Annotated in this window: 12 protein-coding genes; 4 read left to right on the top strand and 8 right to left on the bottom strand. The window is 54.7% G+C overall.

All coding sequences use genetic code 11. The annotated features are described in order from the left end of the window. Positions 1 to 282: 282 nt before the first annotated feature. The 3 genes from GW590_RS13255 to dgt form a co-directional block, all read right to left on the bottom strand. Positions 283 to 1,440, bottom strand: coding sequence for a CdaR family transcriptional regulator (locus GW590_RS13255; RefSeq protein WP_169403521.1), 1,158 nt, complete (start codon positions 1,438 to 1,440; stop codon positions 283 to 285). Positions 1,441 to 1,743: 303 nt separating this feature from the next. Next, a complete protein-coding gene (degP, locus tag GW590_RS13250) occupies positions 1,744 to 3,192 on the bottom strand; it encodes a serine endoprotease DegP (RefSeq protein ID WP_169403520.1) in 1,449 nt (482 codons plus the stop codon). A gap of 209 nt (positions 3,193 to 3,401) precedes the next feature. Continuing rightward, positions 3,402 to 4,919, bottom strand: a complete 1,518-nt coding sequence (gene dgt / locus GW590_RS13245) for a dGTPase (protein ID WP_169403519.1) — start codon at positions 4,917 to 4,919, stop codon at positions 3,402 to 3,404. A gap of 168 nt (positions 4,920 to 5,087) precedes the next feature. Between dgt and mtnN the strand changes: the two genes are divergently transcribed. The 3 genes from mtnN to GW590_RS13230 all read left to right on the top strand — a co-directional run bounded on the left by mtnN (position 5,088) and on the right by GW590_RS13230 (position 7,022). After that, positions 5,088 to 5,789, top strand: coding sequence for a 5'-methylthioadenosine/S-adenosylhomocysteine nucleosidase (mtnN, locus tag GW590_RS13240; protein WP_169403518.1), 702 nt, complete (start codon positions 5,088 to 5,090; stop codon positions 5,787 to 5,789). 6 nt (positions 5,790 to 5,795) lie between these two features. Continuing rightward, positions 5,796 to 6,608 carry a vitamin B12 ABC transporter substrate-binding protein BtuF gene (gene btuF / locus GW590_RS13235; protein WP_169403517.1) on the top strand — a complete coding sequence of 271 codons (813 nt, stop codon included), beginning with the start codon at positions 5,796 to 5,798 and terminating at the stop codon, positions 6,606 to 6,608. A gap of 186 nt (positions 6,609 to 6,794) precedes the next feature. Next, positions 6,795 to 7,022: a hypothetical protein gene (locus GW590_RS13230; protein WP_169403516.1), complete on the top strand. Its 228-nt coding sequence runs from the start codon at positions 6,795 to 6,797 to the stop codon at positions 7,020 to 7,022. Positions 7,023 to 7,103: 81 nt separating this feature from the next. Here the strand turns inward: GW590_RS13230 and erpA are convergent, their stop codons facing one another. Beyond that, positions 7,104 to 7,478 carry an iron-sulfur cluster insertion protein ErpA gene (erpA, locus tag GW590_RS13225; protein ID WP_211186759.1) on the bottom strand — a complete coding sequence of 125 codons (375 nt, stop codon included), beginning with the start codon at positions 7,476 to 7,478 and terminating at the stop codon, positions 7,104 to 7,106. A 120-nt stretch (positions 7,479 to 7,598) separates the two neighbouring features. After that, a complete protein-coding gene (clcA, locus tag GW590_RS13220) occupies positions 7,599 to 9,038 on the bottom strand; it encodes a H(+)/Cl(-) exchange transporter ClcA (RefSeq protein WP_169403515.1) in 1,440 nt (479 codons plus the stop codon). A gap of 326 nt (positions 9,039 to 9,364) precedes the next feature. On the opposite strand from clcA, the gene hemL reads away from it, so the two are divergent. After that, a complete protein-coding gene (gene hemL, locus GW590_RS13215) occupies positions 9,365 to 10,645 on the top strand; it encodes a glutamate-1-semialdehyde 2,1-aminomutase (RefSeq protein ID WP_169403514.1) in 1,281 nt (426 codons plus the stop codon). A 76-nt stretch (positions 10,646 to 10,721) separates the two neighbouring features. Here hemL and fhuB read toward each other — a convergent pair whose 3' ends face one another. Genes fhuB through fhuC form a run of 3 tightly spaced genes read right to left on the bottom strand, consistent with a single transcriptional unit; the run spans position 10,722 to position 14,423 of the window. Beyond that, positions 10,722 to 12,710: a Fe(3+)-hydroxamate ABC transporter permease FhuB gene (gene fhuB, locus GW590_RS13210; RefSeq protein WP_169403513.1), complete on the bottom strand. Its 1,989-nt coding sequence runs from the start codon at positions 12,708 to 12,710 to the stop codon at positions 10,722 to 10,724. After that, the gene (gene fhuD / locus GW590_RS13205; RefSeq protein WP_169403613.1) at positions 12,707 to 13,609 is read right to left on the bottom strand and encodes a Fe(3+)-hydroxamate ABC transporter substrate-binding protein FhuD; all 903 of its coding nucleotides are present in this window, start codon (positions 13,607 to 13,609) and stop codon (positions 12,707 to 12,709) included. Before fhuD ends, fhuB begins: the two co-directional genes overlap by 4 nt. 1 nt (position 13,610) lies before the next feature. Beyond that, positions 13,611 to 14,423 carry a Fe3+-hydroxamate ABC transporter ATP-binding protein FhuC gene (gene fhuC, locus GW590_RS13200; RefSeq protein WP_169403512.1) on the bottom strand — a complete coding sequence of 271 codons (813 nt, stop codon included), beginning with the start codon at positions 14,421 to 14,423 and terminating at the stop codon, positions 13,611 to 13,613. Positions 14,424 to 14,433 lie beyond the last annotated feature (10 nt).

Raw genomic sequence — 14,433 nt, 5'->3', positions numbered from 1 at the left:
ACAGCGCAGTGCGAATCCTGTCACGAAAAATTCCTTTTACTATCGCGATAGTCTCGCCAGGAAAGTTTAACGATAGATAAACAAGAGAAGGGTATTGACCGATTATTTGTGAAACAAGTCACATTATTTTAATACTTCCCCCAAGAAGGCGTATATTTTATTTTTACATGCAACTTATCTTGAAAAAATAACTTTATCGTCATAAAAGTGGCAAATTAATTAATACCGTCAGCTGCGTTAATTGCAGTTGACGGTAAAAGAATTAGCGTAATAACGCTGCCATTAATGCTCATCATCCAATTGCAGTGCCACATACAATAATAAGCGATCGTCAAAATTGCCCAAATCCAGCCCGGTCAGTTCGGAAATACGATTAAGCCGGTACTCAAGGGTATTGCGATGGATATAAAGCGCTTTCGAGGTTGCCGTAGGCTGCACGTTATGGGTAAACCAGGCCGCCAGGGTGCGTCTTAACAGGCCATTACTGTCTGTCGCTTTTAAACGCGCCAGCGGGCGCACCAGCTCATCGGCCTGCCAACCGCCGCGTAAACTGTCCAGCAACACCGGTAAGATCAGATCCTGATAAAAATAGCAGCGTTGCTCCGGCATGCGCTGTTTGCCCACCGCCATGGTGGTGCGCGCGGTACGATAAGAACGGGCAATGCTGCCCGGCCCGACAAAAAAATTACCCAGTGAAATACGCACCCGCAAGCGACCGCTTTCGGTCATGCGCGACAGCAGATGATCGATGCGCTGGCGATGTGACTCGGGATCCCAGCGATCGTAATGATTGAGCGCCGGTTTCAACACCACCATTTCTGTCAGTGAAACAATGGCGATCAGGTTGTCGCGCTCAGGGGTGGTCAACAGCTGTTGCAGTTGCTGCAACTCCGCCATGGCGCTGTCAACGCCCAACTGGCCACTGTCGACTTCGACTACCGCCACAACTCGCGGCTTATTGATATCAATGCCCAGACGCTGTGCCCATTCCATCAGCGCCGGTGACAGTTCATCCATGCGGATCAGGTTAAGCACCAGTTCTTCACGCAGACGGCTATCCTGGGCCAGCATATGCAGCAAACGCGCCTGCTCCAGCATCATTTCAGCGGTCATGCACACCAGTTCGCCATATTGTCGCAACTGCGACGGATTGCCGGTCAAACCTATTACGCCGACAATCTCGCCATCAATGCGCAACGGCAGATTGATCCCGGGCCGCACGCCGTGCAGATGGCGGGCGACGCCCTCGTCAATATCCACCACTCGTTCCTGCGAAATACACAGCAGCGCGCCTTCGTGCAATTCTCCCAGCCGCTGATCGTCACCACTGCCAATGATCCTGCCGCGGGCATCCATAACATTGACATTGCTATCAATAATTTGCATCGTGCGGGCGACGATCTGCTGCGCCAGCTTGGCATCAAGGTGATACACCGCCATAACTCGACTGCTCCTGCTTAATTCGTGATAACGATCAGAATACGCAGGCAGGCCGCCGCATACATTGTGCAAATGCATAAAGTGCAGAAAATCAGATTGGAGTTGCGGGTGAGGTCACAGTTTGACAGCGGGGAATTGGGCATTTGCCCTTTAGACAACAAAAAGGCAGGCCGAAGCCTGCCTGAGTTTGATGACCAAGTCGTCTTGATGATCGAGATACCCGGGCATAGCACACCCAGGGGCGCTCTCACTAATAACGGACTTTGTCAGCCGTCTGAAGGCTCACCGCCATCAGCAAACAAATTACTGCGCCAGCAAATAGATTGAGCTGTCGCCACGCTGGATATCCAGCGCCAGTACTGCCGGTTTGCTGTCGAGAATTTTACGCAGCTCGCCGAGGTTGTTGATCTTCTGCTGGTTAACGCCGAGGATAATATCACCTTTCTTCAGCCCAACCCGTGCCGCAGCGGTGCCCGGTTTAACGTTATCGACTTTCACGCCTTTCTGGCCGTTAACGTCGCTGTTGCTTAACTCGGCCCCTTCAATACCGGTAAAGATATTGCCGGAATCGACCTGAGATTGCTGCGTACTTTGCTGCAGGGTAACCTCAACGTTCACCGGTTTGCCATCACGCAGCAGGCCGACGCTGATTTTGCTGCCAATCGGCATGGTACCCACATCGGCACGGAAGGCGGCAAAGCTGCTGATCGGTTTGCCGTTCATGCTGACAATCACATCGCCCGCTTTAATACCGGCTTTTTCCGCCGCCGACTTCGGCAGAACCTGGCTGATAAAGGCACCGCGTTGCGCATCAACCTTCATGGCTTTCGCCAGTTCGGAATTCAGCTCGGTGCCCATAATGCCCAGCTCGCCGCGTTTAACCTGGCCGAATTCAATCATCTGTTTCGACAGGTTCTGGACCATATTGCTCGGGATAGCAAAACCAATACCGATATTGCCACCGTCTGGTGCCAGGATCGCGGTATTAAGACCAATCAGTTCACCGTTAAGGTTAACCAGCGCACCGCCTGAGTTACCACGGTTAATTGCCGCATCGGTCTGAATAAAGTTTTCGTAATTTTCAATGTTCAGCCCGGTACGACCGAGCGCCGAGACGATCCCCGAGGTGGCAGTTTCACCCAGACCATAAGGGTTACCGATGGCCACGGTGTAGTCACCGACGCGTAACTGTTCGGAGTCGGCCATTTTAATTGCCGTCAGATTCTTGGCATCCACCAGCTGGATCACCGCAATATCGGAACGCGGATCCTTGCCGATCACTTTGGCGTCAAAACGGCGACCGTCGTTTAGCTGGACGGTGATCTTGTTGGCGTTCTCCACTACATGGTTATTGGTGACCACATAGCCTTTGGTGGCATCAATAATTACGCCGGAACCCAGCGCCTGGAATGCCTGTTTGGCCGGTGCCTGTTGGCTGCCATCGTCTCCGCCCGCGCCGCCTTGCTGACAAACTGGCGAGCCCTGGAAAGGCGATCCATCCTGGCAAAGCGGTGAGTTTTCACCAAAGAACTGCTGGAACTGCTGCCCCATACGCGGGGTTTTTACCGGGGCGCTGCCATCCACGTTGATGCTGACAACGGAGGGCATCACTTTTTCCAGCATCGGAGCCAGGCTTGGCACCTGAGTGGTACTGGAAGAAGCCGTCTCTGCAGCCAATGCCGATGAAACAGGCGCTACAGCCAAACCGACACTTAACGCCAATGCGCTCAAGAATAGAGTAGTTTTTTTCATCAGTTGAAATCTCTTTAAATTATTTAGTGGCGACAAATCATTGCCACCTTGCCGGGTAGTCAAGTACTGAGATTTATTTAATAACCTGAAGTTCATCTTCGTCGATCTGACAATAGTAAAAAAATATTGTCGATATTTACAAAAGATCATTTTTTAACCAACCGCTAACTCTGGCTGATTGGCCTTAAAACTTCAGGTTATTTCTGCGCTTATTCCGCCGCCATCAGTCGGCGATATTCATCATAGGCATAGAGATCGGTCATGCCACTGATATAATCCTGGATCATGCGGGCACGAAAATAATATTCAAGTACCTGCTTTTGCTTTTCGTTGCCGTCGCTGAGCTTTGATACCGCTTCACTGTACGCCAATCGATGCTTGGAAGACAGCTTATGAAACAGCCGAGTTTCAATAGGATAGCGGCGATGGGTGTCCTGTTCGACCAGTTGGCTGAATTCGTGCTGCGGCATATCCAGCAGTGGGCTGTAAATATCCAGTAGTCCGCTAATGACACGATAGCCCTGCAATTCCAGCTCTTCGACTTCGTGATGATTGAACACATGTTTGAAGGCGACACTTTTATATATTTTCAACAAACGGTTGGCCTGACTGACATCCTCAAGTAAAGCCTGATTAAAATTACCGACATATATTGACGATAAATTACTGATAAAGCGTATCGCGGCATGGGGCACCAGCTGTTTAACGGTTTGTACCCGCAGTTCCATAAAGAAGTAATCCACCGGATTGCGGAAGGTTTTGGCCTGATTCATTTTCTGGTAGGCGGTACGTACCACTTTTTCAAACCAGTCGCCTTTAACGCTCTCCCCCCACTCCCGATACAGATGCTCATACAGCTGATCGACAGTGAAAATATTTTTTTCTACCGCATCTTCCAGATCGGCAATGCAGTAGGAGATATCATCTGCCGCTTCCATAATATAGGTCAGCGGATAGCGATGAAATTCTCCCAACCCCAGCTCACCGCGCATCCGGCGGATAAAAGGCTCTTCGGCAAGATAAAAGCCCGGTTTTTTCATCAGGTAATCAAAGTCTGCAGGCAACGGCTGTGACCAATAGGCCGGACGGGTATATTTCAGAATGCAGGCGGTCTGGCTAAAGGTCAGATTAAGCTTTAACAGAGTAAATACCAGGCGGATGGCCTGAGCATTGCCGTCAAAGTGGCAAAGATCGTAACGCACTTTATGGCGTAACTGATCCAGGGCGGCATCTTGTTGATCAAGGTTGAGAAACGCCGGGTTGCTCCCCTGGAGCGATAAGCTGTCCGCAGCCAGGCTGGCAATATCCATGCGTTTGGCAAACCAGTTATTAATCGCCGACTCACCAAAATGACCAAAAGGCGGATTGCCGATATCGTGCATCAGGCAGGCCATCTCCACCACACTTTCAAAAGGGTCCATGGACTCCAGCAGGCCAAGTTGCTCAAGCTGACCGCTTTTGCGCAGGCGATAGAGGATCTCCTTGGCAATATGTCGGCCGACCTGCTGCACTTCCATCGAGTGGGTCAAACGGCTGCGTACTGCGGCATTTTTTTCCAGCGGAAAAACCTGGGTTTTCTGTTGCAGGCGACGGATGGCAGCAGAATTGATAATACGTCCGCGATCGCTTTCAAACTGGCGTATCACGTCATATTCATCCCTGGCTTCAATCGGTGAGCTAAACGGGCGTTGAAAATTGAATTTCAGTTTAAAATCGATCCCTGCCATGATCCCCTACCTTATCAGTCACTTCATCCGTTGGTTTTGCATCCTCTTGCCGACAGCAAACGCATTATCTCTTGGCTTGAGCCATGCTAGACTATGCCGCATTCGTCAAGGCTATGTCCAATCCGCCCTGTATTCAGGGTATATTTATCATCATCTGCGGGTATTCATATGAAAGTAGGCATCATTGGCGCAATGGAGCAAGAAGTTACCCTGCTGCGCGACAAAATCGAAGGTCTTCAGACCCTGCAACGTGCGGGTTGTGAAATCTATACAGGTCAACTGCACGGCGTTGAAGTTGCGCTGTTAAAATCGGGCATTGGTAAAGTCTCGGCGGCAATGGGCACCACGCTGTTGCTGGAGCACTGCCAACCTGATGTGGTGATTAATACCGGTTCCGCCGGTGGCCTGGCCAAAACATTGAAAGTCGGCGATATTGTGGTTTCACAAGAAGTGCGTTATCACGACGTTGATGTTACCGCTTTTGGCTACGAGCCGGGACAGATGGCGGGTTGTCCTGCGGCCTTTGTCGCCGACGCTGACCTGATCGCACTGGCTGAACGCTGCATTACCGGACTGGATCTCAATGCGGTACGCGGGCTGATTTGCAGTGGCGATGCCTTTATTAACGGTGCCGCACCGCTGGCACGTATTCGCCAGACCTTCCCGACCGTCGCCGCCGTTGAGATGGAAGCTGCCGCCGTGGGTCATGTATGCCATCTGTTCGGTACACCTTTTGTGGTGGTACGCGCCATTTCTGACGTCGCCGACAGCGAATCCCATCAGAGCTTTGAAGAGTTCCTGGTGGTTGCCGCCGAACAGTCGACGCTGATGGTCGATGCCATGTTAAAAGCGCTGGCCGAGGCTGAATAATCCAATATGGCGTTAAGACTTTGTCTGCTGCTGGCGCTGTGGCTGCCGTTAATGGCAATCGCGCAGGTGGCACAACGGGTGATAAGCCTGGCCCCCAATCTGACCGAGCTGGCGTTTGCCGCTGGCCTCGGCGATAAACTGATAGGGGTGAGCGCCTACTCTGACTACCCGCCAGCGGCGGCAAAAATCGAGCAGGTTGCCAGTTGGCAAGGTCTTAACGTTGAACGTATTCTGTCCCTGAAACCGGATTTGGTGCTGGCGTGGCGTGGGGGTAATCCGCAGCGCCCGCTGGAGCAGTTGGCGTCACTGGGGATCAAGATTATCTATCTGGATCCGCAAAGCATTGAACAGGTCGCCAGCGCGCTCGATCAACTGGCCGAGTTTAGCCAGGATCCTGCACCAGGGCATCAGGTTGCCGCGCAGATGCGTCAGCAGTTGCAAACGCTGACCGCTCGCCATAACAGCAAACCTCCGCTGCCGGTTTTTCTGCAATTTTCTACCCAACCGCTATTTACCGCCTCCGGGCAAACCCTGCAAAACCAGATAGTGACGCTATGTGGCGCCGCCAATATCTTTGCCGACAGTCCCGCCCCCTGGCCGCAAATCAGCCGCGAACAAGTGATCAGTCGACAACCGCGGCTGATTATTTTTCCTGGCACCCCCCAGCAGCAGGACGAGATCAAAGCCTTTTGGCAGGGGCAGCTCAATGTACCGCTAGTGGCGGTCAATGCCGACTGGTTTAACCGCGCGGGGCCACGGATTATGCTGGCGGCACAGCAGCTTTGCCAGCAAATTGATCAGCTCAATGCCCAGCCCTGAGCCGGCACACACTGCTGACAGCAACACCTTATGTACTAAACAAATTTAAAACCAACGCGGCCATTCTCAAGACTGCCCCTTGCGGCCAGTTCACTCTATGCTCTCAGAAATTAAAGTCCTGCCGGGCTGTACCGATAATCCTTAGTGAAACTTTGTCTTTTTTTTTACTTAAACCAGGAAAAATTTATGCGATACGCAATGCTAATCGCGTTGCTGCTGCTCAGTCCGCTGTCTGCGCTGGCCGACTCGGTCAGTGGGCAGATTAGCGTCAGTCTGACCATTCTGCCCGGTTGCAAAATAGTGGTGTTAGCAAATCACCCACAGATCAACTGCGCCAATGGCGCATTAAGTCAGCCGCATATCAGCGAAAGCCTGCTGGCGGGCAGCACAAAATTAGTGACTATCGAATGGTAAGCCTGTAGCCAACGGCAGGCAGAAAACAAAAACCCCCGTACCGAGGTACAGGGGTTTGGCAAAGGTGCGAGCAAAAACCGGTTAGATACTGAAGGAAGAACCACAACCGCAGGTGGTTTTTGCGTTCGGGTTAGTGACCACAAAGCGCGAACCTTCCAGCCCTTCGGTATAATCCACCGAACCGCCTACCAGATATTGCAGGCTCATGGGATCAACCACCAGCGCCACACCCGACTTCTCAATGGTCATATCGCCGTCGTTGATTTTATCATCGAAGGTAAAACCGTACTGGAAGCCACTGCAACCGCCACCGGTAATATAGACACGCAGTTTCAGATCGGGATTTTCTTCGTCCGAGATCAGGTTTTTGACTTTACGCGCCGCTGCTTCGGTAAATTGCAACGGCAGAGCGCTGGGCTCTTCCAGGGTTGGTTCACTTATCATGGGTTCACTCATCTTCTTTACTCCCAATGCGTATTCTGTTCAGCTGCCGTATTGACTGTCTGAATAATGAACTGATTATCTATTACATGCATCTAATATTCAAGTATGAGCCTTTTTCACCACACCGTCTGCTTAAGGGTGGTGATTTTCCTGTGGTCCGGGGGCTGAATCGACGGACGCGGCTTGTTGCTGTTCCTGCTTTTGTAAGGTGCGGGTCAACAAGGCCGAATACAGCGGCTTACCGCCAAGAAACTGCGCCAGCAGCGTTGCCCCCAGGCAGGTAATAATCATGGGCAGGATCAGCTGGTAGTTTTCGGTCATTTCCAGCACCAGCACAATGCCGGTCAGGGGGGCACGCACGGTGGCGGCAAAGAGAGCGCCCATACCGGCAATGGCAAAAGTGCCGGGTTGGATATGATATTGAGGGAACATCACCGCCACGGCCATGCCAAAAGCCGTGCCCAACAAGGTTCCCAACGCCAGCATCGGGGCAAAAATACCGCCAGGTGCCCCCGAGGAAAAGCATAACAATGTGGTGATCACCCGGGCAATAAAGATAAACAGCAGCATGCCCAGGGAGTATTTCCCCAGTGCCGCCAGCGGGATCAGCGCAAAGCCGCCGCCAGCCGCTTCCGGTTGTATCAGGCCCAATAACCCGCACAGGCCGCCAAGTAAACCGCCGATGATCAATACAGAACGCAGCTTACCGCCATGCAAACGGGCGAACATATCCTGGCAACGGAAAATCAGCGCATTAAAGGCGACGCCCACCACGCCAAAGACCATACCCAGCAGCAGATAGAGCCAAAAAGTTTGCAGGGAGACATTTGCCAACGTGCCGACGTCAATCACTGCGTGCTCACCGTTAAACAGGCGATAGACAATGCTCGACATAATCACGCCAATAAATACTGCTTTTACCGAGATCAGGCTGTAGCGAAACTGCAGACGCATCTCTTCGATAATAAACAGGATCCCGGCCAAAGGGGCATTGAAGGCAGCAGACAGCCCCGCCGCTGCGCCGGTGGCCAACAACGTATGCCGCGCTTCGGCACTGCGCATACGCAGCATATCGGCAATCATTTTACCGACGTTGGCCCCCATCTGTACCGTCGGGCCTTCACGCCCCAGCACCATACCGGCACCCAGCGTGCCCATGCCGCCAAAAAATTTAACCGGCAGCACCCGCCACCAGCGCACCGGGCGCAGCTCTTCCAGCGCCCCTTCAATTTCCGGGATACCCGATCCGCTGGCTTCAGGGGCAAAGCGGCGAACCAGATAGTAACCGACCATCGCCAACACCGCGGAAGCCAGAAAGCTTGCCGGCCATAACAGCAACGCATGCTCATTCAGGCTGGACAATGCCGACAGTCGGTTATGCTGTACCCAATCTACCGCTTTTTCAAAAGCCACACCCAGCAGTCCGGCCAGCACCCCGACCAGCGCAGCTGCGACCAGAATGGCAACCGGCGTTTTATCGCGGCGTAAAAACTGTTTTAGAATTTCGCTCCGCCGTCTGCGCAACGGAAAGTGAGGCGCGTCGGCAGGCCGATGAACCAAAGGGGCCGTCATATTTGTATTTTCTTCGCTGGGGAGTAAAATCAGGGGAGAAATTTAAGCATATAACCTGGCATTGCGACACGTTTATTACGTTTCGAAATCTTAAGCCAGGGCTGAAACAACCCTTATTATCCCCCTTGTAATAGCGTATTTTATAGCGGCTAATATTGCCCTTGTGTGCGGGTCTGGCGGCCAATGATTTCTTAACCGCCCACCGTTCTTTAGAATAAGACCTTCGGCAGCCGGCACAGTCGCAGCGGGTCAGGCGAAGGCTAGATATAACTATTTTCCAAGTGTGAATGACACCATCTGCACAAATAAAAACCAGGAGCCGTTCAATGAGTAAGTCAGAAAGTTTATACACCCAGGCGCAAACGCTAATTCCCGGTGGCGTCAATTCCCCGGTGCGGGCGTTTTCCGGCGTCGGTGGTGTGCCGCTATTCATTGAGCGTGCCGACGGGGCATTTTTATATGACGCCGATGACAATGCCTATATCGACTACGTCGGTTCATGGGGTCCCATGGTGCTGGGCCACAATAATGCCGCGATCCGCAATGCGGTGATTGAAGCAGCGCAACGCGGTCTGAGCTTTGGTGCACCCACGGAGATGGAAGTCAAAATGGCCGACCTGGTCACCCATCTGGTGCCAAGTATGGATATGGTGCGCATGGTTAACTCCGGCACCGAGGCCACCATGAGCGCCATTCGTCTGGCGCGCGGCTTCACCCAGCGTGACAAGATCATCAAATTTGAAGGCTGTTATCACGGCCATGCCGACTGTCTGCTGGTCAAAGCCGGTTCCGGCGCGCTGACCCTCGGCCAGCCCAACTCGCCGGGGGTGCCGGCCGACTTTGCCAAACATACGTTGACCTGCACCTATAACGATCTCGCTTCCGTGCGCGCCGTATTTGAACAGTATCCCGAAGAGGTGGCGTGCATTATCGTCGAACCTGTCGCTGGGAATATGAACTGTGTGCCGCCACTGCCAGAATTCCTGCCAGGACTGCGCGCCCTGTGCGACGAGTTTGGCGCACTGCTGATTATTGATGAAGTGATGACCGGTTTCCGCGTCGCGCTCGGTGGCGCACAAGAGCACTATGGCGTGGTGCCCGATCTCACCTGTCTGGGCAAAATCATTGGTGGCGGCATGCCGGTCGGGGCCTTTGGTGGCCGTCGTGATGTCATGCTGGCGCTGGCACCCACCGGACCGGTTTATCAGGCGGGCACCCTTTCAGGGAATCCGATTGCCATGGCGGCGGGCATTGCCTGTCTGACTCAGGTCGCCGAACCGGGCGTGCACCAGAAGCTGACTGAGTTGACCAGCCAGCTGGCAGAAGGTCTGCTGGCTGCGGCGAAAGCAGAAAATATTCCGTTGGTGGTCAACCACGTCGGCGGTATGTTTGGTCTGTTCTTTACCGAGTCGGCAACCGTCACCTGCTACCAGGACGTGATGCAGTGTAACGTTGAGCGCTTTAAGCGTTTCTTCCATCTGATGCTGGCAGAAGGGGTTTATCTGGCGCCCTCGGCCTTTGAGGCCGGATTTATGTCGCTGGCCCATAGCCCGGACAATATTCAGCACACCATTGATGCTGCACGTCGCAGCTTTGCCAGGCTTTAACTGACAGTCTGCACACAGGCTGAGGGGCCAATCGCGGTCCCTCAGACGACCTTCGGGGCCTATCACGGCCCCAATTTTATGCCGACTGCTTACGCAGCAGATAGATAAAGTAAGGCGCGCCGATAAAAGTCGCCAGTAACCCGGCCGGGATCTGATCCGGAAACAACAGCATACGCCCGCACCAGTCAGCCAAGACCATCAACAACCCACCGATCATACTGGCCACCATCCACTGCGCCAGAGGACGACGAAATCCCAGCATTCTGGCCATATGCGGGGCCATCAGGCCAATAAAACTCATCGGACCGACAGATAGCGTGGCTAACGCCGTCATAATGGCCGCCAGGGTCAGCAGTGCCAATCGGCTGGGCACCAGGGCCAATCCCAGTGCACGCCCGGTGACGCTGCCCAGCGGCAAGATAGCCAGCCAACGACGACAGCAAGGCACCAGCAGCAGCAACAGACCGGCAATAATACTGGTGCGCCACGCCTGTTCGGCGGTCACCGCATAGGTCGAGCCGGAGATCCACGACAGCAAGTCACCCATTCGCGGGTCACCGCTGGCCAGCAGCAGCACCAGCAGAGTATTAAACGCGGTGCTCAGGGCGACACCGGTTAACAGCATACGCTCCGGCGAGAAATGGCGAAAACCGGAGACCAGCATAATAATCAGCAGCGTGACGGCAGCGCCGAGACTGCCGGCGGGCAAAAGCCAGGCAAAGGCATCACCGGGCACCAGAAACAGCATTATGACCACCCCAAAAGCGGCACCGGAACTGATGCCCAGCACCTCGGGACTGGCCATGGCATTGCCGGTCAGTTTCTGGATGATCACCCCCGAAGAAGCCAGCATCACCCCGGCGGCCAGAGCGGCGAAAACTCGCGGCGCGCGCCAGGGCAGCAGCAGATCAAGCTGAACGCCCGCGACCCATTGCCAACCCTGGGCATTGCGACCAAAGCAGAATGCCACCGTCAGCCCGGCCAACAACAGCAGCGCCGCCAGACTGATCCACAGCAACAGATTGTGGCGCTCAGCGGGAATATTATCGCGCTGATCCATCGGCGGCGGCATACCACTACTGCGCAGGCGCGGCAGCAGCCACAGCAGGATTGGCGTGCCCACCAGAGCGGTGGCGGCCCCGGTAGACACCTCCTGCCAGACAGCGCTTAACCACAATACAATTTGATCGGTCAACCACAGCAGCAAAGCGCCTAACAGCGGTGCCAGCAACAGGCGCATCTTCAGACGTCGTGCCCCCAGCACCTTGGCCAGCAGCGGCGCAAACAGGCCGATAAAACCGATAATCCCGACGGCATTAACCAACTGGGCGCTCATCACAATTGCCAGCGCCAACACCGACAGCCGAGCCAGCGACAGCCCCAGGCCGAGGTTTTTTGCCACCCCGTCATCCAGCCCCAGCAGCGTCATCGGGCGCTGTAGCACAAAGGCCAGCAACCAGACAATCAATACTCGCGGCAGCAAAAAGCCTGCCGTGTGCCAGTCCTGCTGATTGAGTGAGCCACTGCTCCACAGATACAGACTCTGCAATTGTTGATAGTTAAACAATCCCAGCAAACTGCTGACCGCACCGCAGTACAGACCCAGCACCAGACCGGCGAGGATCAACGTCACCGGCGACAATCTCTTGCCCCAGGCGACGCCAAATACCAGCCCGCCGACGACGAGAGCGCCGATCATCGCAGCAAATTGCTGGCCGATCGCCCCTCCCGGCAGGCTGTACAACGTAGCCACCGTCAGCCCAAGCTGGGCTCCGGCGGAAACCCCCAGGGTCGCAGGCTCGGCCAGCGGGTTACGCAACACCTGCTGAAACAATAGTCCCACCAGACCAAGACCGGCACCGGCCAGCAGCGCCACCGCCGAACGGGGCAACAGGCTGTAGTGGAACAGCATCTGGCGCACATCGTCGATATTGGGTTGCCACAGCGCCTGTGACCACAGAGAGAAAGGCAGTTGCTGATGCAGGTTATCCACGGTGAGCAGCACGCAGGCCAGGGTCAGCAAAAGTAACAGCGCCAGCGTTTGGCTGACGGAACGGCGATTCATACAGGCTTCCCCAGCGTTGCCGACAGAATATGACAAAAACGCATAGCGCACAGCGTGGCACCATAAAACCAGACTGCGGGCACTACGCTAAGCTGCTTTTCACGCACAAAGGGCAGTGACTGCCACAACGGCGTTTGTGCTACCTCAGTCAGCATCTGCTGGTTATCGTGATCAAAGCACAACGCACGGACATTGCGTATCGCCGCCAGCCGTTCAATGCCGATGGTGACGCTGCCCCAATAGTTCTTCTCGCCCGTCCAGGCATTGCTAAGTCCAACCTCGCCCATCACTTCATGTAACAGGCTGCCCTCACCAAAAATCAGCACATGGCGTTTATCGAGAAAAGAGAACAGCAGCACCGGCAGATCGGTTGCTGACTTCAGGCTTTGCCGGGTTTGTGCCAACACATCCTGGTAGATCTGCAAATGGCGCACCGCCTGCTGTTGCAAACCGAGATAATCCGCCAGGGTATGCAGCGAACGAATGCCCTGCTGCAAAGGATGTCCCGAGCCATCGTTGGCGGTCACGGCAAGCACCGGGCCAATGGGCGCCAATTGACTGGCCTTTGGGCCATATCCCTGAGAAATGACCAGCAGCGACGGGGCCAGTTGCTGCATCAGTTCCATATTGGGAGCAGTACGTTGTCCTACCTCAATCACTGAAGGCACCAACGCCGGTTCTTTGACCCACAGGTTATAATTGCGGATATCGGCCACCGCCATCGGCATCACGCCAAGGGCAATCAGCAATTCTACGGGCAGCCATTCCAGGGCAATAATACGGCCGAGATCGGGACGGGCAGTACTGAAGGCGGGCATGGCGGCCAGCAGCGGTGACAACGCCAGCCCCTGCAACAGGCGACGGCGGGTAAGACCGGGAAAAGTGTTTATTGCCTGCATATTAATAGACAAAGCTTACCGGGGCACCGCCGCCGGGATGAGGCAAAATGCCCATGGCAATACCGTAGATTTTTTCCAGTACCGCGCTTTGCATAATCTGCTGCGGGTCGCCCTCGGCAATCATCTCGCCGCCACGCAAGGCCACCAGTCGATCGCAATAACGCGCGGCCATATTGATATCGTGCAGCACAGCAATCACCGTTAAACCTTTTTGATGACTTAAGCGTTGGATCAGCGCCAGCACCTCGACCTGATGGGCAATATCCAGCGCCGAGGTCGGCTCATCCAGCAACAGGCAACGACTGTCTTGCGCCACCATCATGGCCAGCCACGCCCGTTGCCGTTCGCCGCCGGACAGACTGTCGACCAGCCGATGGGCAAAAGGCGTTAGCCCCACCAGCGCAATGGCTTCTTCGACTTTCTGGCGATCCTGCAGGCGAAAACGTCCCAGCGCACCGTGCCAGGGATAGCGCCCCATCGCCACCAGCTCATTGACCGTCATGCCTTCTGCCGCCGGAAGTTGCTGCGGCAAATAGGCAACCTGGCGTGCAAAGGCCTTGCTTTGCCATTCGGCCAGCGGTTTTTCATTGAGCAAAACCTGCCCTGAAGAGGCGGGCTGATGGCGGCCCAGCATTTTTAGCAGCGTCGATTTACCGGAGCCGTTGTGGCCAATCAGGCCACAGACTTTCCCCTCGGGAAAGGTCAGTGAAAGCGGTGCCAGCAGCGTGCGCCCGGCGACGCGAAAACTTGCCTGGTCGAGACGATAGACACTGTCGGTCAGCAACGGCGGATGTGGTGCATGGATGCTTTGCATAATGGCCTGT

It is taken from the genome of Rouxiella aceris (genome assembly GCF_012933545.1).
Taxonomy (GTDB): domain Bacteria; phylum Pseudomonadota; class Gammaproteobacteria; order Enterobacterales; family Enterobacteriaceae; genus Rouxiella; species Rouxiella aceris.
This window is presented reverse-complemented; position numbering and strand designations above follow the sequence as displayed.